Source organism: Sphingomonas changnyeongensis (assembly GCF_009913435.1).
Lineage (GTDB): Bacteria > Pseudomonadota > Alphaproteobacteria > Sphingomonadales > Sphingomonadaceae > Sphingomonas_B > Sphingomonas_B changnyeongensis.
On the sequence record NZ_CP047895.1, the window covers coordinates 2,760,253 to 2,784,165 of the forward strand.

The window sequence follows — 23,913 nt, forward strand, 5'->3', positions numbered from 1 at the left end:
GCACGTTGAGCGGGCCGTTGCCGGCCACAAGCACGCGGCGGCCGGGCGCGCTTGCATAGGCACGCAGCAGCGTCTGTGCGGCACCCGATGTCATCACCCCCGGCAACGTCCAGCCGGGCACGGCCCAGGGCCGCTCATAAGCGCCCATGGCAAGCACCAGCCGCCGGGGCCGGACGGCGCGGGCGCGCTGCCCATCGGCCAGATACACGACCGGCGCCCCATCCGCCGCCAGGCTGGCCGCCCACAAGGTCGCGCCGTGCAGGGAGGTGACGCCCGCAGCCCCGGCCTCGGCGACCAGCTGCCGCCCTCGCGCGACTGGCGGTCGAGCCTGGCCTCGTCGACGGCAAAACCGGTGCCGGGCTGCTTGAAATACTGGCCGCCGGCCTTGTTCCGTTCATCGGCCACAATGACCGCAAGGCCAGCCCGCGCCAGCCCCCGCGCCGCCGCCAGCCCGGCCGGCCCCGCCCCGATGACCAGCACGTCAGGCGTCAACGCCGTATCGGGTTCCAGGCCCTCCGCTGCGGGCGGCGATGCGGTCCGTGCCGGCGCGCGCGCGACGACCTGTCCGGGCCGGGCCATCGCCATGCAGGCCCGGGCGACCTCGCCGTCGATCACGACGCGGCATTCGCCGCACACGCCCATCCCGCACCACAGGCCGCGCGGCGCGCCGCCCGCGGTCGTCCGCATCGCGGCTTCGCCGGCATTGATCAGGGCCGCAGCGACGCTTTCGCCGGGCCACGCATCGATGTCCCGCCCCTCGAAGCTGATCGAGAACCGGTCGCGGCGCGCGAGTCCAGGCAGGTCGACACGCATTCAGCGGATATAGGTCGCGCCATTGACGTCGAGCGTCGCGCCGGACAGCTGCGGGGCGGCACCGCTGGCGAGGAACGCGACGATCCGTGCGACTTCGGCCGGATCGACCCATTCGCCGCTCGCCAGCGTCGCCGACACCTTGTCTTCGCCGCCCTGGGTCGCGGCAAACTCTTCCGACAGGCGCGTGCGCACGACACCGGGAGCGACCACATAGGCGCGGATATTCTGCCGGGCATAGCTGCGCGCGACCGACTGGGTGGCCGAGCGGACCGCCGCCTTGGACGCCCCATAGGCAATCGTCGCCGGATTGGTCACGCCGCGCTGCGCCGCCCAGCTGGAGATGGTGACGATGTCGCCGCCGCCCGCCTCCAGAAAATGATTGACCGCGGCGCGGATCAGCCGTGCCGGGGCGCGGACATTGACGTCGAGCGCCCGATCCCATGCCCCTTCAAACGCGGCGTCGTCAGCATCAAAGCCGCCGTCGAACGGCATGGTCGCGGCATTGTTGATCAGCACGTCGATGCGCCCGCGCCAGTCGAGCGCGCGACGCCAAAGCTCCAGCGTCGCCGCGCGCTCGCCAAGATCGGCTGGAATGGCGATCGCCTGGCCGGGTGCGGCGGTCGCGATCGCGCGCTCGGCCCCGGCCAGGTCGCCGCCATAATGGGCCACGACAAACGCCCCGCCGCCGAGCAGTTCGCGCGCGATTTCAGCGCCGATCCCCTTGGATGCGCCGGTGACGAGAATGGTTTTGCCATGCAGCGATGCGGTCATGTGACAAAACCTAGACGAACGCATTTTGCTCGTAAAGCGAACTTTTGGGCGCTATGTGAACAAAAAAACATCGGCCGGCATCGGCCGGCGCAACGAGGATGGCATGACGTACGAAGCCGAAGCAAAGCTGTTTGTCGATGGCGCATGGCAGGGCGTCGAAGGGCGGGAAGCGCGCCCGGTCATGAACCCCGCCACGGGCGCGGTGCTGGGCGAGGTGCCGCTCGCCACCCCGGCCGATCTGGATCGGGCCCTGGCAGCCAGCGCGCGGGGCTTTGTGCGGTGGCGCGACACCGATCCGGGCGAGCGGGCGCGCGTGTTGCGCGCGGCGGCGGCGCTGATGCGGAACCGCGCCGATGCGATTGCGACGACGCTGACGCGCGAACAGGGCAAGCCCATCGGCGAAGCGCGCGGCGAGGTGGAGGCAAGCGCCCAGCTGCTCGATTTCTATGCGGGCGAAGCGACGCGCATCGAGGGCCGGGTGCTGATGCGCCCGACCGGCGCGCGCTCGATCGTCATCCGCCAGCCGGTCGGCCCGGTCGCGTCGTTCACGCCGTGGAACTTCCCCGTCTATCTGATGATCAAGAAACTGGCCCCGGCGCTTGCCGCCGGCTGTTCGGTGATCGCCAAGCCGCCGGAGGAAACGCCCGGCTGCACCACGGCGGCGATGGCCTGCCTGATCGATGCCGGGGTGCCGGCCGACGTTGCGCAACTGGTGTTCGGCGATCCGGACATGGTCAGCCGCCATCTGCTCGGCTCGCCGGTGATCCGCGCGATCAGCTTTACCGGGTCGGTGCCGGTTGGCCGGCATCTGATGAAGCTTGCCGCCGACGGGCTGAAGCGGGTGACGATGGAACTGGGCGGCCATGCCCCGGTGCTGGTGTTCGACGATTGCGATCTGGAACGCACGCTTGATCTCGTCGTCCCGCAGAAGTTCCGCAATGCCGGGCAGGTCTGCGTGTCGCCGACGCGCTTCTATGTCCAGGCCGGCATCTATGATCGGTTCGTCGCCGGCTTTGCCGACCGCACCCGCGCGATCCGCATCGGCGACGGGCTGGATCCGGCGACGGCGATGGGGCCGCTCGCCCATCAGCGCCGGCCGGCGGCGGTCGGCGCGCTGGTCGAGGATGCGGTGCTGCGCGGTGCCGTGCTGGCAGCGGGCGGCCAGCGGTCCGGCGACGGCTATTTCTACCAGCCGACCGTGCTGGCCGGAGTGCCCGCCGATGCGGAGGTGATGCGCCAGGAGCCGTTCGGGCCGGTCGCGCTGATCCGCCCCTTTGCCGACGAGGCGGAGGCGATCGCCGAGGCGAACCGGCTGCCTTATGGCCTGGCCTCGTTCCTGTTCACGGAAAATGGCCGCCGCGCCAACCGCGTTGCCGACGCGATCGAGGCCGGTATGGTCGGCGTGAACGGCTTTGCGATCAGCAATGCGGATTCGCCGTTCGGCGGCGTCAAGGACAGCGGCTTTGGCAGTGAGGGCGGCCGCGAGGGACTGGACCCGTTCCTGTTCGTCAAGGCGATCCACCAGGCCTGAGCGGGGAACGCCGATGCGCAACAAAATCTATGACTCGCCTGCCGCCGCGCTGGACGGCGTGCTGTTCGACGGGATGACGATCATGTCGGGCGGCTTCGGGCTGACCGGCAATCCCGAAAGCCTGATCCCGGAAATCCGCGCGGCCGGTGTGCAGCGGCTGACGGTCATCTCGAACAATGCCGGGGCGAACCGATTTGGTTTGTGGATGCTGCTCGAAAGCCGCCAGATCGCCAAGATGATCGCCTCTTACATCGGTGACAACACATTGTTCGAACAGCAATATCTGTCTGGCGAACTGGAGCTTGAGCTGACTCCGCAGGGCACGCTGGCGGAACGGATCCGGGCCGGTGGCGCGGGCATTCCCGCATTCTACACGCCAACCGGCGTCGGCACGCTCGCGGCCGAAGGCAAGCCGGTCGAGACGTTCGACGGCATTGCCTATGTGCGCGAACGCTGGCTGCGCGCCGATCTGGCGATCATCAAGGCGTGGCGCGCCGATGCGGCCGGCAACCTGGTGTTCCGGCGCACCGCGCGCAACTTCAACCCCGACATGGCGACCGCCGCCCGCGTCACGGTCGTCGAAGCAGAGGAGATTGTGCCGGTGGGCAGCATCGACCCCGATCATGTCCATACGCCTGGGATCTATGTCGACCGCGTCGTCAAAAGCACGATCAACGCCAAGCTGATCGAAAAACGCACGACCCGCCCGGCGGAGACCGCCTGATGCCCTGGACCCGTGACCAGATGGCCGCGCGCGCGGCGCAGGAGCTGCGCGACGGTTTTTACGTCAACCTTGGCATCGGCATTCCGACACTGGTCGCCAACCATGTCCCGGCCGGCATCGACGTGACATTCCAGTCGGAAAACGGGCTGCTGGGGATCGGGCCGTTCCCGCTGGAGGAGGAGGTTGATCCCGATCTGGTCAATGCCGGCAAGCAGACGGTGACCGCGACCGACGATGCCAGCTTTTTCTCCTCGGCCGACAGCTTCGCGATGATCCGCGGCGGCCATATCGATCTGGCCGTGCTCGGCGGGATGCAGGTGTCGGCCGCCGGCGACCTCGCCAACTGGGCAATCCCGGGCAAGAAGGTGAAGGGGATTGGCGGCGCGATGGATCTGGTCGCGGGGGTGCGCCGCGTGATCGTGGTGATGGAGCATCTGACGCGCGATGGCCTGCCCAAGATCGTTGAACGCTGCACCCTGCCCCTCACCGGCGCCGGCTGCGTCGATCTGATCGTCACCGATCTGTGCGTGCTTGCCTGCGACAAGCCGGGGCTGCGCCTGATCGAATGTGCGCCGGGGATCAGCGCCGATGACGTGCGCGCCGCAACAGCCGCATCATTGTCGGTGGATTAGGGCAGAACCGGCCGGTGGGTGCTGCCGGTCACATGCCGGTTTCCCTTGGCCCTGCAACCGGCTTTGCTGCACGACGTCACAGGCCATAAGTCAGAGGATCATCATGCACACACACAGGCTGGATCGCGCGTTCGGGCCCTTTGGCAAGCGGCTGCGCCACTGGCCGCATGTGCTGGCCGCCGGTGCCCTGGGCCTCGCGGCGGCCCCGGCATTCGCCTTCGCCCCCGCTCCCGCCCCCGCTGGCGACGCACAGGCAACCGCCCCGAAAGCGGCGGCCGCGCCATCGGTGCAGCGCCTCGCGACCTTGCCGATGCTGACCGGGACGACGCCGTCGGCGCCGCGCTGGTCCCCAGACGAGAAGAAGATCGCGTTCCTGTGGAATGATGGCGGCTGGCCGTTTCGCGATGTGTGGGTGGCCGACGCCGCCGGCGGCGCGCCGCGCCGGCTGACCCGGCTGGAGGGGGACAGTCCCGCCAAGTCGGTCGCCTTCGGCACCCAGCGGCCGACCGGCACCAGCCTTGATGCCCTTGCCCGCGAGATGGACCAGCGCGAGCGCGGCGGCGTTGGCGACCTCGTCTGGGCACCGGACGGCAAGAGCATCTATTTCGCCTTTGGCGGCGCGATCCACCGGGTCGGCGTGACGGGCGGCGAGGTCAAGGCGATCACCAGCGCCGGGGCGGGCAAATCGGCCCTGCGACTGTCCCCCGACGGGCGCTGGCTGTCCTATGTCGAGGTCGGCGACCTGTGGCTGCTCAACCTGGCGACCGGCGAAACCCGGCAGGCGACCCGCATCGGCGCGCCGGGCATCGGCACGGTCGCGATCGGTGCGATGGTCGGCCCCGATGCGGCGATCACCGCCTATGAGTGGTCGCCGGCGTCGGACCGGATCGCCTTTGTGCACACCGATCGCCGCCAGGTCCGCGTGGTGCCGTTTCCGTCCTATCTGCAGGGCGATGAGCCGATCCTGCACAAGGTCCGGCGCTCCTATCCCGGCGACACGCTCGAAACCCGCCGCGTCGGGGTGCTGACGCTGGGCGCGCAGGATCCGGCCTTTGTCAGCCTGCCTGACGCGGACAAGCGCTCGATCCTCGACTGCGAATGGTCTCCGCGCGGCGACCGGCTGCTGATCCAGAGCGATTCCGACGATGCCGAACATCGCTGGATCCATGTCGCCGATGCGCGCGACCTGAGCGTCCGCGAAATCCATCACGATCAGCGGCCGCGGCGCATTTATTCGATGTTCGAGGCCGAATGGAGCGCCGACGGGCGGGAGATCTTCATGATCTCCGATGCCGACCGATATTACCGGATTGCCGCGATCCCGGCCGATGGCGGCAAGCTGCGCCCCGTCACCCCCGACAGTTTCGACGTTGCCGGCAACATCAAGACGATGCGCGGCAGCGGCGACCTGCTGTTCCTCGCCGCCGCCCCGACACCCTATGAGCGCCAGCTCTACCGCATCCCGGCCAAGGGCGGCACGCCGGTGCGCGTGACCAGCAGTGCAGGCACGCACGAGCCCAGCTACAGCCCGAGCGGCGCGAACATCGCGCTCGTCTCCGGCAGCGACCAGAGCCCGCCCGAGCTGTTCGTCACCTCGGCGCGGGGCGGTGGCGAGCGGCGGCTGACGCGGTCCCCGATCAAGGGGTTCGATGATTTCAAATGGGCGGGCGCGCGCTATGTCAGCTTTCCCAGCCGCGCCGGCGACTTTCAGGTTCATGCGCGGATCATCGCGCCGCCCGATCTCGATCCGTCGAAATCCTATCCCGTCATCATCGGCAACATCTATTCGAACACCGCGCGCAACAACTGGCTGACCGCGCGGCCGATCGGCCTGCTCCAGCAGCATCAGGTGCTGGCCAAGGACTATATCGTCGTCCAGGTCGATCTGCGCGGCAGCCTGGGCTATGGCGTCTCATTCCGCGAGGCGTTCCAGGGGGATTGGGCCGGCGGGGATCTGGACGACCTGCTGGGCGCGGTCGATTACCTGACCAGCCTGCCCTATGTCGATCCCAAGCGGATCGGCATCTGGGGCAACAGCTATGGCGGGCTGATGACGCTGGCCGCGCTGTTCAAGCATCCCGGCGTGTTCGCCGCAGGGGTGGCCGGCGCGCCGGCCGTCGATCCGCCCCGGTTCCTCGGCAGCGACCAGCATCTGTCGCGCTATCCCAAGGACAGGCCGGAAGTGTTCACCGAACAGAGCCTGCTGAAATATGGCGAAAATCTGCGGGACCCGCTGCTGTTCCTGCACAGTTTCCACGACGATATCGTGCCGCTGCTCACCACGCTGCAGATGTCGGAAAAGCTGATGCACCTGGGCAAGAAGTTCGAAATGGCCATCCCCTCCAACACCGGCCATTGGTGGGCCGGCCGCGAACATTACGCCGCCTATACGCTCGGCTATCTGCAGGATTTCCTCGACGAGCATGTCGGCCCCGGCGCGCGGGAAAAAGATGCGCGCTAAAGGCGGCAGCCCCCCCCGGCCGACACGGGCTACGGTTGGCTCCGTTCTGGCGCTCGGTGCGCTGGTGGCATTGACGGGCGGCGTGTCGGACCCGGAGGCGGGGCGTGGCAATGGACGAGCCGCATCTGACGGTGACGCGGCCGCGAGCGGGGGTAATCCGGTGCGAGCCAGGCGGGACAGTGGGTAGGTGTACCGTCACTGCTCCCCGGAACACTTAGGGTTGCGTCATTAACTAATTCCGCCCGCCGTATCTAAGATTGGCCAATTCCGTATTAACGGGGTCGAATTGATCGACATCATCCATCCACGGTATCTTTTTATCAATCGATTTTTGTGGCTTGTCTGATGTTGTGCAAACATATGCACGGCGTATTTTGTATACACCGCCAAACTCATTTTTCAGTTCCTCAGAACTCAGCCTCTTCACGGACTTTCTATTATTTATGTCCGAAAAGTATATAAGGTCTGGATGTTTTTTTGGCTCGACGAGCTTGCAGACCGGCCTGGCTTTCAGGTCAGAAATAGCCGTTTTTGGATCGCCTAACGAATGAAGAGGTCGCTGAGACCAGATCAGTGTGTGTAGAGGCCCGCTGTTGCCAGATTGACCAGAAACAAGCGCAAACAGGGTTATCCCATTCGGGAGGTCCACGAAGGGGACGTCTCCGGTTAAATATATCTTCTGGCCACCGTCGATGTTTTCGTGCACAGGAATATTGTAACCATGAATATTCATGACGGACGAGCCGGAGCGCAGGCCATCCGGAGTGCTCACCTCGACGGTGTATCGGAAGTTAACTGACCCAAGATCGCTGCAGCTCGACATGAGTGCAATGATCGGGGCCAATGGAAGAAGCCGTCGGTTCATGAACTGCGCCCTTTGCGGCATGGTTTGCACGATCTAGCACTGCGGACCAGAGGGGATTCAGTCCGGACTGAACGGGATATTCAGCCATCGCGTTGGCGGAGGTCGTCGCATTCATCCGTCGACCAATCCGGCCGTCTCGACCGCGCCGGGTCTGCGAGCGGCTCCAGCCCTTGAGGGGCAGTTTGAGAATGGGTGAGCGTCAGGGAAATGGGTCATTCATTTCCGGGATGCAGGTTCCGGCGAGCGGTGGCCCGATGACCGAATGAGAGAAACACGCGAAGCTGTCGATCACCTGGCCGGTCCTGGCCGAATCATCGAAGCGCGGTCATAGGTCCATGGCTGATCCTGGCCAGGCGCTGCTCGCTTTGCGCACCTGCCCACTTCCAGCGATTACTTCGATACTGCCAGCTTCGGCTGCGATGTGTCCGGCGAACGACGTGACGAAGGTTCTCAGGCTCGTGAGGTCTGGCATGTCCTCATATTCTCGACGAGTTTCCGTAACTCCCGCCGTCGAAGAGCATCGACTGGAATGAGGGCGTTCGAACCGCAGAATGGCCCTTGCCGTTCAGGATATCACAGGATGTTTGCGACCGCGAACGGTGGTGGCGGAGCGGGAGGGATTCGAACATTTCTAATAACTCACTGTTTGATTGAGAAAAGACCGGAGATTTTCAAAAGCGATACCCCCAGGCACGTCCCCTGATCCGGGTGGTTGGGGGATGGCATGGCGGCACCGGGGTACCGCCATGCGTATTTATGCCATTTGCGGGGGCCGGTTGTCACCTCGCACGGTGTGCCAGGCTTCCCGAGCTCGGTCGTCGCGGCACTGCCGCGGGGAGATCGCTGGGGCACGGGCGGCTGTCCTGCGCCTCGCGATAGTGCTGCCAGGCGGCATGCATCGCGCGGTTGCCGATATCGGTCGGCAACTCCCGATCGAACTCGGCAAAGCCGAATTGTCCCAGCCTGCGCGGCAGGGCGATGAGGTGGACATGCGGCGGGTTGGGCGAACCGCTCACGCTGGGCGTGTGCAATATGGCGATCACCGGCACCTCGCGCGCGCCGACCAGCACGGCATGGGCGAAACCGCGCGCCAGCTCCCATGGCACATGAAAGTTGGCCGCATGCGGGAACCGCAGCGTGATCTGCGCGAACGCGCTTGCTTCCCAGCCGGGCAGCGCCAGCTCGTACATGCGCACGAGATGCTCGATCGCCATGTAATCGGACGATGCGCGCGGCGGCAGCAGCAGATCGATTTTGGGCGCGGTATGGCGGTGTGATCCGGCCGTGTCCGGAACCGGACAGAGCTTGCGCTCGACATAATCGAGGAGCCCGGTCCGGGGGCCTTCGCCGACATAATAGCCGCGCACAAAGCCGAAATCGTCGAACACGCCGCCCCCGTCGGGAAAGGTGCGCAGCCGGGCGGGCGGCACGTGCGTGACGGGTCGGGGAGCAGCGGGTTCCGGTCCCCGTGCGGCGGCCGGTGTCTTCCAGCGATGCTTCGCCATCAATACCATCCCTGCCGGGCAACGGCGAGCAGGAGCCGGGCGCGGGCATGGCCCTGCTGCCGGACGCGCTCGTCATGCGCAAATGGGCCATGGTCGCTGGCCTCGATCCCCTGCTTGCCGATCAGGAAGCATCTGCCCTGCCCCTCTGGCGGCACGAGCCAGACGCCGGCATCGGCGGTCTCGAGCCACAGCCGGTAGCCGCAGTGCCACGCGCCGTCGCCCCGCAGGCGGATGTCGAACACCGCTTCATGGCCCGCATCTGGCCGCACGATCAGCGCATCGAGATCGATGAGCTTTTGCAGCATCCCGGCTTCATAATGCAGCAACGGGGCGTGGCAGGCCGTGCCGCAGATCAGCAGCCGGGCCAGCGGCATGATCAGGCAGTTTGCGAGGCGCGGATCTTCGATTCCGGCATCGCGCAGCACGGGGCCGCCGATGGTGAGTGCGGCGGCATCCATCAGGCGGCGCACCAGCTTGCGGGGGGTAGGCGCAGGCGCAAATGCCTGCTGACACGTCATTTTCATTATATGCTCTCGGTTGGCGCGCGACGGCTGAGCTTCACGGTCGCGGCGGGAGGATTTTCATCTCTTTCGCTCAGCTACCCTCCACCTTCCTTTCCTTTACCGGGGTCTGCGCCGGTCCCGCGGCGAACGCGCACGCCTTCATGGCGGCGATACTCTAGGCGATTATGCACTTTACAAACCCAAGCCGATTTGGGATAGAACGCTCATCAACGGAGCATTTCACCATGTCGGTTCTCTCTTCCCCCTACTTCCACGATGAAGCCAAGGCTTTCGAGTATCTGGAAAGCGTCGTGTGGGCGGATGGAGTTGCCTGCCCGCACTGTGGCACGGTCGGCGGTCGCGTCTATGATCTGTCGGGCGTTCGTTCGAAGCCCAGCGCCAAGAACCCAGAAGGCGTCGTTCGCCACGGTTTGAAAAAGTGCGGTGAGTGCCGCAAGCAGTTCACCGTCAAGGTTGGCACTGTGTTTGAGCATGCCCGCATGCCGCTGCACAAGATGCTCCAGGCCGTGCATCTGATGGTGTCGAGCAAGGAGGGCATCAGCGCCCACCAGCTTAGCCGCATTCTCGAAGTGCAGTATAAGAGCGCGTGGTTTCTCGCCCACCGTATCCGCGAAGCCATGCGCTCTGGTGATCTGGCACCATTTGGCGGCGAAGGTGGCATCGTTGAAGTCGATGAAACCTTCATCGGTCGCATCAAGGGCGCTCCCAAGAAGCGCGCGTTTCACCACAAGATGAAGGTGCTGGCGCTGGTTGACCGTGATAGCGGCAAGGCTCGCACCATGGTTGTCGATGACGTGACCGCCAAGACCCTGATGCCCATCGTGATTGCCAACGTTGCCCGCGAAGCGATCATCATGACGGACGAACACAAGGCCTATCGCACCATCGGCAAGCACTTTGCCGGTCATGGCACCACCAACCATAGCGCAGGCGAGTATGTGGACCCGGAATATCCCGTGATCCACAGCAACACCGTCGAGGGCTATTTCAGCATTTTCAAGCGCGGCATGAAGGGCATCTATCAGCACTGCGGCGAGCAGCATCTGCACCGCTATCTGGCAGAATATGAGTTCCGCTATAACAACCGCGTCGCCAACGGTGTTGATGATCGCCAAAGGTCGCGTAATGCGGTTGCGGGAATTGTCGGCAAGCGGCTCACGTATCGGATATCTCACGAGCGGTAACGCTCGAAAAATCCCGTCAGAACAAGACCTTGCGCTTAAGCCATTTCAGCTTGAATTTTCCTTCTGAATCAGCTATCTAAGGTAGGTCAGAAAGGGTCTGTTCGCGACTGACTATTCGGGCACTGCCCGCCCTGCGATTTGTCCCAGCTTGAGTGTGGACGATGAGGGCGGGCAGACCATCAAAGCAGCTTGTTTAGTGCTTCGGAAACACTTTTCATATGCTTGTCCGGGAAGAGCTTAAGGCCGAATCTCTTGCCGTGCTTCTGGTATAGCGTGGGGCTAATGTTCCTAAAGAACCTGTCGTCGGTCATGCCCAGTGATTTCGGCTCGATGGCTGCCGTAAATGAAGACGCAGCAATGTCAGCTAAGTGCAGCGGTTTTTCGTTCTCATGCTTTAATACCACAGGCTCGGCTTCGGAGATCACCCCCCATTCCGCACGGCAGTTATGTGCGCCAAGCCTGAGCTTTTTGAGGTAAGCGAACATTTCGTCGTATGGATACATTCGTTGCTCAGACAGAACGAGGGAACATTTGCCATTCTGCCCTCCTGGCATCTGCGCAGCATCACGGACCGCCCAGGAAATTCGCTCAATGAGCATTTTTAACAGATAGTTATACTCGTTGGCATGATTTTCTCTGATATGCGTTCCCGCCAAGGATGGCTTGTGAATTGCTACCATGCACGTGCAGATTTTGGCCTTGCCCATTTGCTGGCTAAGGGCAAATCGGCCCTTCGCGTTTTCTTCGGAAAATTTGCGAAAAGGCTTGGCACTGTTCAAAAGCTCACGCGATTTGTCGAACAGCCCCATGACCTCACTAAGGCGGCTGTCACGCACGATGACAGCGGCGATCCCAAGGAACTGGCTAGACCCATCGCCAAACTTGCTGCCAGAGCAGCCGCTCTCGTCGACGTAGGCCGTAAATGTTGATAGATTGCGCGTCATGACAGCCAAAGAGACCGAACCCATGCACCAGAGTCAACTAGACAAGTTCAAGCAGGCCGGGCGCGAACTAGAAACAGACGATGACCCCAAGCGCTTTGCAGAACGGCTAGGCAAGCTGGTGAAGCATAAGCCGGTAGAGAAGCCCGATCAGTCGTAAGACTTTTTTTCAAGGCAGTGTTGGTATGACCAGTCGATGTGAGTGCCATCTGTACGTGTGATCCAGAAGCATCGCTGGCCGGGGTAGTCCGGTGCTGCGTTCACCGAAAAATACGCTATCCCGCAACCCACCTTTTCAACTCGTTCGTCATGACGATCAAGCAGGGCCATGAGATCAAGGGCATCTGTGTCTGATACCCTGTTGTCAAGGGGGTATCGGTTCAACATCCCGCTAAAGTGAGCAGTCGCGTCGCCAGCCTTCGCGAATGTGCGAGTGCGGATTGAGATTTGTCTTGCCTTACCCATTGGTTCTGTCCTCGATGAATCCGACAATGTCGTTGTAATTTGGTAGCGCCAGAAGATTTTGAAGATGGGGGATGGCATTGGTGTCGCGACTACCAAAGTAGTCGATTGCGCGCTTGTGCATCCACTCCTCCACGAAATGACGTCTGAAATCTGGGAGCACGCGAATAGGATAGGCGCGCGCGTTGACAATGCGGCCGTCCTCGTAGCGGTGCTGGTAGCTAGGCATCGAATCAGGATCGTGCCCGTTCTCTCGCAGCCATTTTGAGAACATGCGGCCCTCGGAAATGTCAGGCACCATTGTGTCTGGCATTACGTATCCCATTTGCTCAAGTGGCGCGATCAGAGCGATGGTCATTTCGTTGAGCATTGAGAAATGGCCATTGGGCACGTTAGTCAGGTTCGCCATATAGCGGCGCAAGTGATAGGGAAGATTGCCGCCAGGAATTTGGCCGGACATCCAGTCAAAGACCCACTGTGTCACCTTGACGGCGAACTCAGGTGATAGCCATTGCGCTAGGTTTATCGCCACTTGTGGATGAACCCACGTGCCGCGAAGCTCGTTTGCCCCAGTGGTTATAGTCTGAATTAGGAGGTCCCTGCGAATCTGCAGGGACCCCTCTAGAGCCGCTATGAACGCGTCGGCGCTACGCCTATAGGACGACCATTCGCGACCGGCTGCCTTGCACATAGCAGTGGCATTAACATAGCCGTCTCTCACCCGTTGATGGACAACCTCGCGGGCAATTTCATAAGTCACAAGCGGTAATGCGATTTGGAATTCGGCCATACTACGCCCCCACGTTAGGAGCCTAAACATGGCAGACGAGCGCGGAGAGTCGACCCCCGCTTTTTGCGGGATCACCAACCAACCCGGTTAGCCCTAAAATCCTGCGGCCCACGCAATTCCGCCATGGGTTTGTAAGGTGCATAATCGCCATACTCTATGCGGCAAATCCGAGCCTGCACGCGACTGCGTGCGGCGTCACGCTTAACATTCGGTAGTGACGCAGTTGCAGCAAGAGCAGCCCCGACTTCGATGTGCAACCGGGGGCAGCGACCACGATGGCTGACTGGCGGAGCTCGACGCAATCCGCCACCCTTGGTCTGTCTTTAGTCCCACCCCGGCCAAGCAGGGTTTCTCTGCGCCAGCCAGGTCACCGCTTGTACCAAGACCGCTGTTCCGGTTCCCTGACTTACCTGCCAACGACGCTACGATTTTCGCGTCGTGCGCGGTGATCATGGCGAGCGTCCACTCTGCTGCCGGAGAGAACCAGGCCAGCTACGGCGCGCCGGTCAGCCCGGTTGCCTGCATGGCAGGGGGACCCACTGCCGTAGCTGCGCATCATCGCTTACCTAGACCGGCGCCGAAGCACCCGACACCCTGATCGGTGCTGAACATGACCAAATATATAAATAGAACAAGAAATATAATAATATTATTTCGGCCTGCGCTGCGTATTCAATACACCTACGAGTCTCTATCAAGCGTGACTACGCAATATTGAACCATGAGATTTCCGGGGAATGGTTGACGAGCAATGCACCAAACTGTTCAGTCTGATAACCATAATCAACGACAGAGTGGCTAACCATAGCCGTCAAAGGAAGTGAAGGCAATCCAGGCGCCGCCCCCAAGACGAGATTGATACCTTCCTCCCCAGCTGTATGAAAAAAGACTCCATTAAATATGAGCGGAGGCATTTTTAGGTACCATGTGCTATTGAGTAGGTTGTATGGATTTCCATATGCATAAGAGTCATATACAGTCGAAAAGACCTCGCCAAGTTCTATAGAGTCCCCGGTGCTGTTTACTCTCACTGTGAGGTTCCCAACCAAATCGTGCGCGGTACCTATTTCTGGATGCCAGTCTGCATATATAATGATTGGATCGTAGAATATAGTTACGTCGGACATGGGAATAGACCCCATATCAATACTGCTTATGCCCCATGTCTTTCGTTCGACAATGGACCCGTCCGACAGCTCAAAGAACGCACCGACATTTGCCTGCCGGATTATGTCTTGTCCGCCTCCGTAGTCAAACATAACATAGTTAGGCGAATCTGACCAAAATCCGATCAGCGCTGAATCATATGCTTCGATTATGTCGTTCCCACTCCCGCCCTCTATTGCATTATATTTGCCCTGACTCATAATAATGATTGTGTCGTTACCATTCCCACCAAATATATAGTCACCATCCCCCTGAGATATCAGCCTGTCGTCACCGGCGCCGCCGTCAAGGTAATTCCACCCGCTGCCGCCCCATATTTCGTCATCCCCCGCATCGCCGCGAAGAAAATCCCATCCGTCGTTGCCAAACAACGTGTCGTTACCGTCTCCTCCGAGAATAATATCAATGTTTGATGATCCTTGGACTATATCGCCAGCCACGCTCCCGACGGTTATGTGAGTTCCCGAATTGTCGTTTAGAACAACGCTTTGATAATACGGGGCCAGTACAAGCATCGATATTTCGCTTGAGGTCTCGAGTATAAGAGATGAATTGGCAGTTGCTGCGGGGGCAATTTGATATGTAATCTGCTTGATGTCGTTTCTGCTCAGCCAGCTGAACCACGAAAAGGCCTGGTCCAGCCCATCTTCAACCCCTGAGCTTGACAATGCCTGATCAATCAAGTTTGACCGCTCGGATGGGTCGACGGCTGAGTTTCCAAATGTCCACATTCTTTCGCGAAAGTCGACAGTTATGCTGGCTTGATTATCTGAAACCCTTAACGCTCCGAGAGATCTCTCCTGGTCCTGAGATATAAGGATCGAGTTCTTGGCCAATAAACCGGCATACTCAATGGCAGTGTTGGCAAGCAACGGAGCCGACACAGTGTATACGGATGGCGCGGACGAGGAACTTTGCGCAACGGCCAAGTCCTGCGCATCATTAAAGAATGATCTGGCTGCAGTGTCGCCCCAGGGCTTCCGCGAATCAGGTCCATCGACCACCGAATATGCGATTGCCATATTCATCTTAGTTGAGGCACTTCCGGTGCCAAGGAGATCCGAGAACCCAATCCTATTCGCAATCTCGTTGGAAAAGAATGAATCAAGAACGATTTGCGCGGCGGACTCCCAACTCGAGAATCCAATATCTTGATGTCTTGCATACGTGAGTAGAGCGTGCAGCGCGCTACTATGTAGATTTATGGACTGGTTGGGGTATAGATATGGAGACTGAAACGGCAGAGCGACCTGCGGCGTTGTCTGCGCGATTCTCAGAATCTGATTAACTTCTCCATCAACAAATAATGTCTTTATTCGCGACGTATTCAGATCCGTTATCGGACCGTCTCCGTAGATAGCATTTCGGAGTTCGCTAAGTCCGAGTTCATCTTGGGCGATTGCGGTCTGTCGGACCGTCGCCGCCGCGGCCTCAAACGCCATGTTGGCTATCAGGGTCGCAGGCAAGCCATGCAGCGCAGCCACATATCCGGCAAGTCCTCCTCCTAGTGAATGCCCTGTAATAATCGTCGAACCCGCGAACCCTCTTCCATAGTCATTGTAAACGCGTAACGCCTCAACTGCCTGTGCGGATAGTCCCCCAAGTTGAGTGGGCCAACCAGCAATTGGGTCATAAAGAAAGCTGTCTGTCCCTCTGTATGATATGACGCGATCGGAATTCGCGAGATTATTATTTTCGGAACTTATAATGTACACCGAAGCCGAAAAAGAGATATTGTCTTGGACTATTGTGTCTATATATGTTGCATCCCCGATATGCGCGGACCCCATAGATAGTGTCGGGCTATTACCGCGATTATATGCGTCCATTGCCAATACGGCAAGCAGTAGGTCATCCATGATACCTAAACTCCGTGCCTTAGACCAGATATCTCTATCAAATCGAAGTCCAAAAGACCAACATCATTAATCCAAGGTATCTTGTTATCAAGAGTTCGTTGTGGCTGTGCGGATGTTGTGCAAACATAGGCGCGGCGTAGGCTGTATTTTTCGCCGAACTTTGTTTTCAATTCATCGGATCTCATTCTCCTTGCAGACTTTATATTGTTTATGTTGGAAAAATATATAAGATCGGGTTGGTACTCCTTTTCAACGATCTTGCAGACCGGCCTGTCTTTGAGGTCCGAAATCGCCGTTTTCGGATCGCCTTGCGAATGAGGCCGTCGCTGAGACCAGATCAGTGTGTATAGAGGCCCTCTGCCGCCAGACCGACGAGAAACAAGCGCAAACAAGGTTATCCCATTCGGGAGATCCACGAAGGGGACGTCTCCGGTTAAATCTATCTTCTGGCCACCGCCGATGTTTTCAGGCATAGGAATATTGTAACCATGAATATTCATGACAGATGAGCCGGAACGCAGGCCGTCCGGAGTGTTCACCTCGACCGTATATCTGAAGTTAACCGACCCAAGATCGCTGCAGCTCGCCATGAGCGCAACAATCGGGGCCAGTGGAAGAAGTCGTCGGTTCATAAACTGCGCCCTTTGCGACATGATTTGCACGATCTAGCCCCATAGACCAGATGGGAATCAATCCAGAGTGAACGGGATATTCAGCCATCGCGTTGGATAAGGTCGTCGCATTCATCCGTCGACCAATCCGCCCGTCTCGACCGCGCCGGGGCTGCGAGCGGCTCCAGCCCTTGAGGGGCAGTTTGAGAATGGCTGAGCGTAAGGGAAATGGGTCATTCATTTCCGGGATGCGGGTTCCGGCGAGCGGTGGCCCGATGACCGAATGAGAGAAACACGCGAAGCTGTCGATCACCTGGCCGGTCCTGGCCGCATCATCGAAGCGCGGTCATAGGTCCATGGCTGATCCTGGCCAGGCGCTGCTCGCTTTGCGCACCTGCCCCCTTCCAGCGGTCGCTTCGATCCGGCCATGCCAGACGCCCAGACGAGATGTCTCCCGCCGGTTACCTCAAACCAATCAAGGTCCGGCAAACCCGACGCGGTGCATCATGCAATCCATGACAGGCCAGTGGAGAGCTGTTGACCTGCCCCCTATCGCCACCTGCCTGCGGCGAGGCGGCGCTGGACATGGGCGCGGAACTGTTCGGGGGTGAGCTGCCATTTGCGGCGGTGGCGTCGCATGTTGCAGAGGCGACAGGCGGCGGCGATGTTGTCGCGATCGGTGCGGCCGCCGTTCTGCCGCGGCACCAGGTGCTCGGCCGTGGCCTTGAAGGCTCTGGCAGCGCGGGGGCGGATGCCATGCGCCTCGCCAAACGCCCGCTGGGCCAGCGCGCCGCCAAGCCACATCTGGGCATCGCAGTAGATGCAGCGGCCATTCTGACGCTCGAACGCTTCTGTTCGATAACGCGCATTGGTGTTTTTCTTCGGCACGCTCGGCTCCGGGGTGTGGCTGTCGCGAAGCGCTTTTCCTCACTTCCCGACCTCTTCCCCTTCGACCTCACCCACCTCGCCCCGAGGGATCACCGCCCGCGCTGGTTGCGGTGCGCCCAGGCCATCTGCAGCTGGAGCAGTTTGGCCTGTGCTTCGGCCTCGGCCCGGGCCTTGGCCTGCGCTTCGGCCTGCGCCTTGCGGGCTGCCTCGGCCTCCTGCTCGGCCCGTGCCTTGCGCGCCGCCTCGGGATCCACTTCAGCCCGCATGCTGCGAACCCTCTCGACGTGCTGGTCCGCGACCGGCGCAGCGCGCACCGGCTGCGATCGCACGCGCGCGACCGCGACGGACGGTACAGGTGGCTGGATCGCGCGGGGCCGCTCCTGCGCCTGCGAGACGGGTGCCCGCCGCCGCACGGGCGCAGCCACAGGCCGTGGCTTTGGTCGTGCGAGGTCAGGCCGCACTGTAGCAAGAAACGCGTCCCAGCTCGGCTTTGCCACCCGCGCAAGCGGCCGCGCCTCGCTCCGGTGGCGGCTGATGATCGCGCCCAGCGCCTCGGCCCGCTCCAGCTTGAACCGGCTGTAAAAGGCCCTGCGCTCATGGACCGGCAGCGCCTGCGCGCGCGCCTTGCGCTCCCGGTTGAGCGCATTGCGCGCGCGGTCCAATTCAAGCTTCTGCCGCGCGCGCAGCGCCTTGCGTTCGGCGGCGCGGTGCAACGCGTCGACACGATGTTCGGCGAGCATCTGCCGATACTGGGCGCGCAGTGCGGCATCCTTCACGTCTGGCCGCGCCGGCACCTCTGCTGCACGTTTCGGCCACCAGTCCATCAGGCGCTCGACGCCGGGCCCATGACGTGCCTCGATCTGGCGCAGGCCGTAACGCCGATCGGCGCGATCAAGGTCGGACGCCCTGATCCGGTTGCCACGGTCCCAGACGTCGACAATCACCAGACCGCGCAGTTCGGGGCCGGCCTTTGTGTCACGGAACACCGGCTCCAGATCGAGCCCCAGACCGGCAAGCACGCGCCGTTTGGCGGGCCAGTTGGGCTGGTCGAGTGCGGCGCGAATGTCATCGGCGCGGTCGAGCAGCGCGACCGACCCGATGCGTTGCTGCCGGCGTTCGGCGGGCGCGCGAACGGGTGCCGGTCCGCGCAGAGCACGGTGTCTGGCCGCCTCCTGCGGCGTCATGAGCCGGCGCAGGCCAAGCTCATCTTCAAGCCTGCGGCACAGCGCCTGCACGCGCATCAGCGCGCGGAAGTCATAGGTGCGGCGTGCACGCTCGCGCTCGGGCACGTCGCGCACCCGGTCCTCGGGGATCGGGTGTGCCCCAAAGCCGGTGGTGCGGGCACCCTTGCGCAGGAACCAGCGCTTGGGCGGTGTCTTGCCGGTGTCGGGATCGACCGTGCACCAGAACACATGCACATGGTCATGCTGCTTGTCGCGGTGGCGCACCACAACGCGCGGATGCCCGGCAAGGCACAGTTCCCGGCCGACCTTGTCGACCGCGAGCATCCACTCGTCCCTCGACAGCTGACCATCCTCGTGCGCCGCCGACAGCGACAGATGCATGAGCGGGCTGCGCACCCGTGCGCTGAGTGAGGCGATCGCGGCCATCTCGCCGGCGGCTGCATCGATGCTCGACACGCCGTCGAGATCGAGCAGTTCATGATCGCGGTTGTCGACGAGATAATCGACCAGGCCGGCAAAGTTCGCACCCCGGGTGATGTTGGGGATCATGACCGGGCGATCCGCGCTGCGGCGAGGAGGTCATCATAGACGGCGCGCAGTTCGGCTGCCGTCACCTGGCCGCCGCCATTGAGGCGACGGGCGATCTGGTTGATGTTCCCGCCCAGGCGGCGGATCTCGGTCACGAGCTCGCGGGACGGGATGATCTGGCGTGACGCGCGGTTGACGAGGCGGCGCAGCAGCTCGGCCTCGCTGCAGCCGGAATAGCGCGCCAGTTCGGCAAGGCGGGCAAACTCGGCAGCGCTCCAGCGGGTGGAGCGAACGATCTGGCGCTGCCGGGTCTCGGATCCGGATTTGCCGGGCATGTTTCTTCCCTCTGCATCTGCTGATTGTCCGGGGGCGGCGGGAGGGGTCCGGGGAGGGAAAAACCCTCCCCGGCAAGGTCGGGCCAACGCAGGCCAGGCGACAGAGCGGAGCGACAGAGCCTGGGCCATGCGCCGCGCTCGGCGGCGCGGTAGTCGTTGGCCAGCCCTTGCTCCTTTCCTCCTTATTCGGATTAGCGGGTGTTTCAGGGGGAGGCCCGGCCACGGATTGTGGCCGGGCACTCAACGACCGGCTGGCGATCAGAGACCGGTTGCGCGCCGGTCCGCATAGTCCGCAGCGCACAGGCGGGCGCGGTTCACGAACACATCGCTGCGGATCGCGCCGGTCCTCGCGGCCTTCCCGGAAGCGGTCACCGATGCACCGACCGCGCCGTCGATGCACGCCGCGAAGGCGGTTTCAGAGAGAACCTGATTGCTCTGCCGGTCATATGCATAGGCGAAGCGCAGACAGGACCAGCCGGAGATGAAGCCGAGCAGGAAGAGGATCGCGAGGATCACCGAATAGCGCTGGAAGCGGCTCGCCGCATCGGTCTGCGCGTGCCAGGGCAGATTGTCCATGACCCGTCGCCAGACCTTGTCTGCGACCGCCATCGCATAGGTTTCGCCCTGCGACGTCGCATATTCGCGCGAGGTGATCATGAGCTTGTCGATGCTGCGGTTGATCTCGCCCAGATGGTGCCCCCTCAGCACCTGTTCGACGAGGAAGGCCGGATCTTCCTTGAGTGCATCGGGCGCGCGGGCAAGCATCGCCTCGATGCTCTCGATTTCGAACTGCTCCGGCTCGCGGCCGACGACATCGACAAAGGTGGCTTTGATACTTTTCATGAAGAGGCTCCGAGGATGAGGTTGAAGAGGGGCGCGAGTTCGGTCGCGACCTGCTGGTTGAAGATCCGCAGCGACAGGATGTCGGAACGGCACAGGCCGCTCGGCACCGGATCGACGAGGAACGGGGCCTGGGCGAGCGCGATCCGGTCGTGCAGTCGCACCGGCATGTGCGGCAGCTTGAGCTCATGACCGCCCGCCGCGATGAACGACGCACGCACCTGTGACCGCAGCCAGATCGTGAACCGTTCGGGTTCGCTCCTGCCGCGCATGTTAATGATGAACACGGTGCGGGTCGGATCGGCAACAAACTGCAGTTCCTTGAACTGCCTGACCGAGTCCTCGCCCGGGTCGGCGACCCAGACATGGATGATTTCGCGGCCGAACTGGCGGTTGAGCCGCAGGCGCTCCGCCTCGCTTTCGACACGCGCCCCGGCACCAGCCGGCAGGTCGCAGAGGACGACCGTGCGCGGCTCGATCATGTCGAGCGTGTCGTAGAAGTCGGAGAAACCGTCTTCGGACCGGAGGTCGAGCCGCTGCACCGCACAGTGGTTGCGGTAATGCCTCTCGAGCGAGCCATTGCGATAGTCGCCGTCAAAGCAATGGACCCGGGTTCCGCTGCTCAGCAGGTGGCCGGTGATCGACCTGGCCGTGAAGCTCTTGCCGACCCCGCCCTTGTCGCCATCGACAAGGACGATGCAGCCAGCGACCTCCGAACCATTATGGTAATGATAGGACTGCGTCATTTGGTTATGCGCCCTTTGTGCTGAGAAGATGGGGTGGCGGCAGAAAGCCGGGCGGGCCACGGCATTTGCCGTGTTCAAGGCGCGCGTCGGCGCCACCGCCGAGAGGCGGTTTGCGGTCGTCTGTCATGACTGTTTCCTGATTGTTTTGGAGTGTTCGGCCTGGGGATCAGAGATCCGAGATCGGGCCGTTCGGGACCAGCCCCGGCATGGGCAGTTGCCCGGCAGGACGATAGGGACCTGGCGATGACGGCGCGGTGTAAACCGCCTGCGATTTGGGACGCTTTCGCGTGCGCTTCGGCACGACAACCTGTTCTTTGCTGATCTGCTCTTTGCGGGCCTTGCGTGCACGCTTCAGTTCATCAGCGAGCATTGATTTGGTGATGCTCGCTGCCGCCATCACCTGCTGTGTTTCATCGAGCGCCAGCAAGGCCGGAAGCTTGATGGTCGGACAAACATCAAAGATCGGCGAAACAAATTTATTCGCAACGTCGCGCGGCACCGATTTGATGCGCTGCTGCGCGTGGATCAAAGCAGTCGCTGACGCCACAAGCCTCCCGAGTTCTTCACTGTCCATATGGATACTCCTGCTCTGTCAGCACCTCGCTGACGAGCAGGGTTTTTGCATGATTCGCTGGATCGTGGAGGGGGGGCGCACTTTTGCGTTCAACCGGCGAGAGCGCAGCCATATAACGTTGCTCGAGTGTTTTTCAAATATCGTATATATTCATATGGTTGCGTTGATCTGATGGTTACGAGACGGCCTCATAAACCGCTGCGTCACCCAGCCATTGGAGAAAGACGTGCAACCAATTCTTCCGTTGATTCGTCCCCCATATCGACTCGATGGTATCCCGATCGAAGAGTTTGTCGCTGAACGGGAGCGCAATGCGCTGCTCGGCAATATGAGCCGCATCGCATTCTCACGAGCATTGCTGACGAAGGATGATATCAGCAAGCTCCCACCCCAGCACCTGTCGGATCATCGCGTTGTTTTGCCGCCAGTCAGGTTTCCCTCGGGCGCCAGCTATGACGTTATGCTCTCGCTTACGGTTGAACGTCTGCAGAAAATGGTTGACACGACCGCCAGCAGAGGCGCGCTCGATCTGATTACCTCCGCACTCAATCTCGACCCGATCGCGGATGCTCGGCATCTGCTTGATCTGCGCGAGAGGTCCAAGCAGACATTTGATTTCTGCATCAGGGGGAATTTCTCGCGGCTGCGTGACCTGATTGCGTGGCTTCGCAGGAAACGGCAATGGGACAATCAGACGAGTGCGATCGTCGCACGGATGTTGCTCTATCACTGCTGCCTGCAGCTGCAGATTATTGCCGCGAACTTCACGGCGCTGAGCCGCAGCGATGATCGGCTGCTTCCGGGTGCGGGCGAGCTGACCAAGGGGCAGTTCGACAAGAATGTGAGCTTCCTGAGCAAGGAGCTCGCCCGCTGCCTTGAACACCTCAAGTCCGGTGCTGAAAACTTTGAGCCGCATCCGGACATGAAGCCGCTCGTCGAATTGACAAGTCAGATCGCCAGCAACATCCAGGATCAGCAGGGTTTTATTGAAAGCGCTAAAAGATTCTTTTTCGAATCCCACCCTGAAGAGATTGACAAACTGATGAAATGGGCGCTCGAAAGCGCTCAAACATATGACCGCAGGAGTTTTACGACATCGGTTTACGATGTCACGAAGAAGCAGGCGTTGCTTTTTGCTTGCACCCGTCTCGTCGGGTTGCAGAGGCATATTGCGGGACAGCTTGCAGACGGGAAACCCAAGCGTGGCATTCTGTGGATGAAGAATTTCAAGATCCTGCCACCGTTCAAGGACTCGAGTGTCTTGAAGCTGGCCTTTGCCTACGAGAACATCTTCGACTGGCCGGGCGGCGCCACGCCCGTCGATATCGCCGCTGCGTGGGACGATGCGACGGCAAATGGTGATCCGGTCGGGCTGGACACGGTGGTCAAGGAGGTGCGTCGGCCGATGAAGCGGAACGAGCCGCCTTTCCGCCGTCCGGTCATCAAGTGCCGCAATGATGATAAGCTGGTCGCCGCACAGCGGTTCGACTGTCTGCCCGACTTTCTTGTCGCGCGTCGGAAAGAGCCGAAAAGTGCGCCCCCCCTGCGAAGCCGAAGAATCGGGGTAACACGGGGTATGCGCCGAAATCATCACACCGCCCCAGCCAGGACCGCCGCTTCCGACCGATCGACTCCGTCGGCAAGGCAGTCAGGTCTGGCTGACAACATCAACAGCTTGCTTGACGAGCACGTCCTCCGGCAGGCGGTGGCAGCCGTCCTGACGCAGATGGCGTCCGAACGCCACGGGGCATCGCGTCCCGAGACCCTGCTGCGCCTGCCGGAAGTCATGGCCCGCACCGGGCTCAGCCGGTCGACGATCTACGCCAAGATCAGCGCGGGGACATTTCCGCGGCAGATCCCCGTGTCGAAGACCATGGTCGTGTGGCGGGAGAGCGATATCTGCGCCTGGATCGCTGATCCCCACTGAGGTGGTCGGCGATCCAGGCTCCAAATGCTTGCGGGTCATGTCCAAGGCGGC

At 61.6% G+C, this 23,913-nt stretch carries 22 protein-coding genes; 6 read left to right on the top strand and 16 right to left on the bottom strand.

The window, feature by feature from the left end; all coding sequences use genetic code 11:
- Window positions 1–93 precede the first annotated feature (93 nt).
- Window positions 94–813, bottom strand: a complete 720-nt coding sequence (locus GVO57_RS13455; RefSeq protein WP_160593653.1) for a (2Fe-2S)-binding protein — start codon at window positions 811–813, stop codon at window positions 94–96.
- Window positions 814–1,584 carry an SDR family NAD(P)-dependent oxidoreductase gene (locus GVO57_RS13460; protein ID WP_160593654.1) on the bottom strand — a complete coding sequence of 257 codons (771 nt, stop codon included), beginning with the start codon at window positions 1,582–1,584 and terminating at the stop codon, window positions 814–816.
- A gap of 103 nt (window positions 1,585–1,687) precedes the next feature.
- Between GVO57_RS13460 and GVO57_RS13465 the strand changes: the two genes are divergently transcribed.
- From GVO57_RS13465 to GVO57_RS13480, 4 genes are all read left to right on the top strand, one after another.
- Window positions 1,688–3,115, top strand: a complete 1,428-nt coding sequence (locus tag GVO57_RS13465) for an NAD-dependent succinate-semialdehyde dehydrogenase (protein WP_160593655.1) — start codon at window positions 1,688–1,690, stop codon at window positions 3,113–3,115.
- A 13-nt stretch (window positions 3,116–3,128) separates the two neighbouring features.
- The gene (locus GVO57_RS13470) at window positions 3,129–3,839 is read left to right on the top strand and encodes a CoA transferase subunit A (protein WP_160593656.1); all 711 of its coding nucleotides are present in this window, start codon (window positions 3,129–3,131) and stop codon (window positions 3,837–3,839) included.
- Window positions 3,839–4,471, top strand: a complete 633-nt coding sequence (locus GVO57_RS13475; protein ID WP_160593657.1) for a CoA transferase subunit B — start codon at window positions 3,839–3,841, stop codon at window positions 4,469–4,471. Before GVO57_RS13470 ends, GVO57_RS13475 begins: the two co-directional genes overlap by 1 nt.
- Window positions 4,472–4,574: 103 nt before the next feature.
- Window positions 4,575–6,932, top strand: coding sequence for a prolyl oligopeptidase family serine peptidase (locus GVO57_RS13480; protein WP_160593658.1), 2,358 nt, complete (start codon window positions 4,575–4,577; stop codon window positions 6,930–6,932).
- A gap of 232 nt (window positions 6,933–7,164) precedes the next feature.
- Here the strand turns inward: GVO57_RS13480 and GVO57_RS13485 are convergent, their stop codons facing one another.
- The 3 genes from GVO57_RS13485 to GVO57_RS13495 all read right to left on the bottom strand — a co-directional run bounded on the left by GVO57_RS13485 (window position 7,165) and on the right by GVO57_RS13495 (window position 9,826).
- Window positions 7,165–7,797 (bottom strand): hypothetical protein, encoded by a 633-nt coding sequence (locus tag GVO57_RS13485; protein WP_160593659.1) that lies wholly within the window; start codon window positions 7,795–7,797, stop codon window positions 7,165–7,167.
- Between the two features lie 779 nt (window positions 7,798–8,576).
- A complete protein-coding gene (locus tag GVO57_RS13490) occupies window positions 8,577–9,302 on the bottom strand; it encodes a hypothetical protein (RefSeq protein ID WP_160593660.1) in 726 nt (241 codons plus the stop codon).
- Entirely contained in the window at window positions 9,302–9,826 is a 525-nt protein-coding gene (locus GVO57_RS13495; protein ID WP_160593661.1) for a hypothetical protein, read from the bottom strand. Before GVO57_RS13495 ends, GVO57_RS13490 begins: the two co-directional genes overlap by 1 nt.
- A 224-nt stretch (window positions 9,827–10,050) precedes the next feature.
- Here GVO57_RS13495 and GVO57_RS13500 point away from each other — a divergent pair, with 224 nt between their 5' ends.
- Window positions 10,051–11,010 carry an IS1595 family transposase gene (locus GVO57_RS13500; protein ID WP_160593662.1) on the top strand — a complete coding sequence of 320 codons (960 nt, stop codon included), beginning with the start codon at window positions 10,051–10,053 and terminating at the stop codon, window positions 11,008–11,010.
- 179 nt (window positions 11,011–11,189) lie between these two features.
- Here the strand turns inward: GVO57_RS13500 and GVO57_RS13505 are convergent, their stop codons facing one another.
- From GVO57_RS13505 to GVO57_RS13555, 11 genes are all read right to left on the bottom strand, one after another.
- Complete coding sequence (locus GVO57_RS13505) at window positions 11,190–11,978, bottom strand: DUF3800 domain-containing protein (RefSeq protein ID WP_160593663.1); 789 nt, start codon at window positions 11,976–11,978, stop codon at window positions 11,190–11,192.
- Window positions 11,979–12,101: 123 nt separating this feature from the next.
- A complete protein-coding gene (locus tag GVO57_RS15675) occupies window positions 12,102–12,494 on the bottom strand; it encodes a DCL family protein (protein ID WP_407695694.1) in 393 nt (130 codons plus the stop codon).
- Window positions 12,409–13,203, bottom strand: coding sequence for a KilA-N domain-containing protein (locus tag GVO57_RS13515; protein ID WP_160593665.1), 795 nt, complete (start codon window positions 13,201–13,203; stop codon window positions 12,409–12,411). The genes GVO57_RS15675 and GVO57_RS13515 overlap by 86 nt, the downstream gene beginning before the upstream one ends.
- A gap of 704 nt (window positions 13,204–13,907) precedes the next feature.
- On the bottom strand, window positions 13,908–16,229 hold the full coding sequence (locus GVO57_RS13520) for an Mbeg1-like protein (RefSeq protein ID WP_160593666.1): 2,322 nt from the start codon (window positions 16,227–16,229) through the stop codon (window positions 13,908–13,910).
- Between the two features lie 5 nt (window positions 16,230–16,234).
- Window positions 16,235–16,861, bottom strand: a complete 627-nt coding sequence (locus GVO57_RS13525) for a hypothetical protein (protein WP_160593667.1) — start codon at window positions 16,859–16,861, stop codon at window positions 16,235–16,237.
- Between the two features lie 528 nt (window positions 16,862–17,389).
- Window positions 17,390–17,728: an HNH endonuclease gene (locus GVO57_RS13530; protein ID WP_160593668.1), complete on the bottom strand. Its 339-nt coding sequence runs from the start codon at window positions 17,726–17,728 to the stop codon at window positions 17,390–17,392.
- A gap of 89 nt (window positions 17,729–17,817) precedes the next feature.
- Window positions 17,818–19,461 (bottom strand): relaxase/mobilization nuclease domain-containing protein, encoded by a 1,644-nt coding sequence (locus GVO57_RS13535; protein ID WP_160593669.1) that lies wholly within the window; start codon window positions 19,459–19,461, stop codon window positions 17,818–17,820.
- Entirely contained in the window at window positions 19,458–19,775 is a 318-nt protein-coding gene (locus tag GVO57_RS13540; protein WP_160593670.1) for a plasmid mobilization protein, read from the bottom strand. Before GVO57_RS13540 ends, GVO57_RS13535 begins: the two co-directional genes overlap by 4 nt.
- 258 nt (window positions 19,776–20,033) lie before the next feature.
- Window positions 20,034–20,618 carry a hypothetical protein gene (locus GVO57_RS13545; protein ID WP_160593671.1) on the bottom strand — a complete coding sequence of 195 codons (585 nt, stop codon included), beginning with the start codon at window positions 20,616–20,618 and terminating at the stop codon, window positions 20,034–20,036.
- Window positions 20,615–21,457, bottom strand: a complete 843-nt coding sequence (locus GVO57_RS13550) for a division plane positioning ATPase MipZ (RefSeq protein ID WP_160593672.1) — start codon at window positions 21,455–21,457, stop codon at window positions 20,615–20,617. The genes GVO57_RS13545 and GVO57_RS13550 overlap by 4 nt, the downstream gene beginning before the upstream one ends.
- A gap of 70 nt (window positions 21,458–21,527) precedes the next feature.
- Window positions 21,528–21,935 carry a hypothetical protein gene (locus GVO57_RS13555; protein ID WP_160593673.1) on the bottom strand — a complete coding sequence of 136 codons (408 nt, stop codon included), beginning with the start codon at window positions 21,933–21,935 and terminating at the stop codon, window positions 21,528–21,530.
- Window positions 21,936–22,161: 226 nt separating this feature from the next.
- Here GVO57_RS13555 and GVO57_RS15520 point away from each other — a divergent pair, with 226 nt between their 5' ends.
- Entirely contained in the window at window positions 22,162–23,862 is a 1,701-nt protein-coding gene (locus GVO57_RS15520; protein ID WP_327785527.1) for a helix-turn-helix transcriptional regulator, read from the top strand.
- The last annotated feature ends 51 nt before the right edge of the window (window positions 23,863–23,913 follow it).

Bases quoted from the DNA above. Each gene is read 5' to 3' on its own strand.
- GVO57_RS13455 (WP_160593653.1), bottom strand. From the start codon at position 813: ATGCGTGTCGACCTGCCTGGACTCGCGCGCCGCGACCGGTTCTCGATC.
- GVO57_RS13460 (WP_160593654.1), bottom strand. From the start codon at position 1,584: ATGACCGCATCGCTGCATGGCAAAACCATTCTCGTCACCGGCGCATCC.
- GVO57_RS13465 (WP_160593655.1), top strand. From the start codon at position 1,688: ATGACGTACGAAGCCGAAGCAAAGCTGTTTGTCGATGGCGCATGGCAG.
- GVO57_RS13470 (WP_160593656.1), top strand. From the start codon at position 3,129: ATGCGCAACAAAATCTATGACTCGCCTGCCGCCGCGCTGGACGGCGTG.
- GVO57_RS13475 (WP_160593657.1), top strand. From the start codon at position 3,839: ATGCCCTGGACCCGTGACCAGATGGCCGCGCGCGCGGCGCAGGAGCTG.
- GVO57_RS13480 (WP_160593658.1), top strand. From the start codon at position 4,575: ATGCACACACACAGGCTGGATCGCGCGTTCGGGCCCTTTGGCAAGCGG.
- GVO57_RS13485 (WP_160593659.1), bottom strand. From the start codon at position 7,797: ATGAACCGACGGCTTCTTCCATTGGCCCCGATCATTGCACTCATGTCG.
- GVO57_RS13490 (WP_160593660.1), bottom strand. From the start codon at position 9,302: ATGGCGAAGCATCGCTGGAAGACACCGGCCGCCGCACGGGGACCGGAA.
- GVO57_RS13495 (WP_160593661.1), bottom strand. From the start codon at position 9,826: ATGAAAATGACGTGTCAGCAGGCATTTGCGCCTGCGCCTACCCCCCGC.
- GVO57_RS13500 (WP_160593662.1), top strand. From the start codon at position 10,051: ATGTCGGTTCTCTCTTCCCCCTACTTCCACGATGAAGCCAAGGCTTTC.
- GVO57_RS13505 (WP_160593663.1), bottom strand. From the start codon at position 11,978: ATGGGTTCGGTCTCTTTGGCTGTCATGACGCGCAATCTATCAACATTT.
- GVO57_RS15675 (WP_407695694.1), bottom strand. From the start codon at position 12,494: ATGCCATCCCCCATCTTCAAAATCTTCTGGCGCTACCAAATTACAACG.
- GVO57_RS13515 (WP_160593665.1), bottom strand. From the start codon at position 13,203: ATGGCCGAATTCCAAATCGCATTACCGCTTGTGACTTATGAAATTGCC.
- GVO57_RS13520 (WP_160593666.1), bottom strand. From the start codon at position 16,229: ATGGATGACCTACTGCTTGCCGTATTGGCAATGGACGCATATAATCGC.
- GVO57_RS13525 (WP_160593667.1), bottom strand. From the start codon at position 16,861: ATGAACCGACGACTTCTTCCACTGGCCCCGATTGTTGCGCTCATGGCG.
- GVO57_RS13535 (WP_160593669.1), bottom strand. From the start codon at position 19,461: ATGATCCCCAACATCACCCGGGGTGCGAACTTTGCCGGCCTGGTCGAT.
- GVO57_RS13540 (WP_160593670.1), bottom strand. From the start codon at position 19,775: ATGCCCGGCAAATCCGGATCCGAGACCCGGCAGCGCCAGATCGTTCGC.
- GVO57_RS13545 (WP_160593671.1), bottom strand. From the start codon at position 20,618: ATGAAAAGTATCAAAGCCACCTTTGTCGATGTCGTCGGCCGCGAGCCG.
- GVO57_RS13555 (WP_160593673.1), bottom strand. From the start codon at position 21,935: ATGGACAGTGAAGAACTCGGGAGGCTTGTGGCGTCAGCGACTGCTTTG.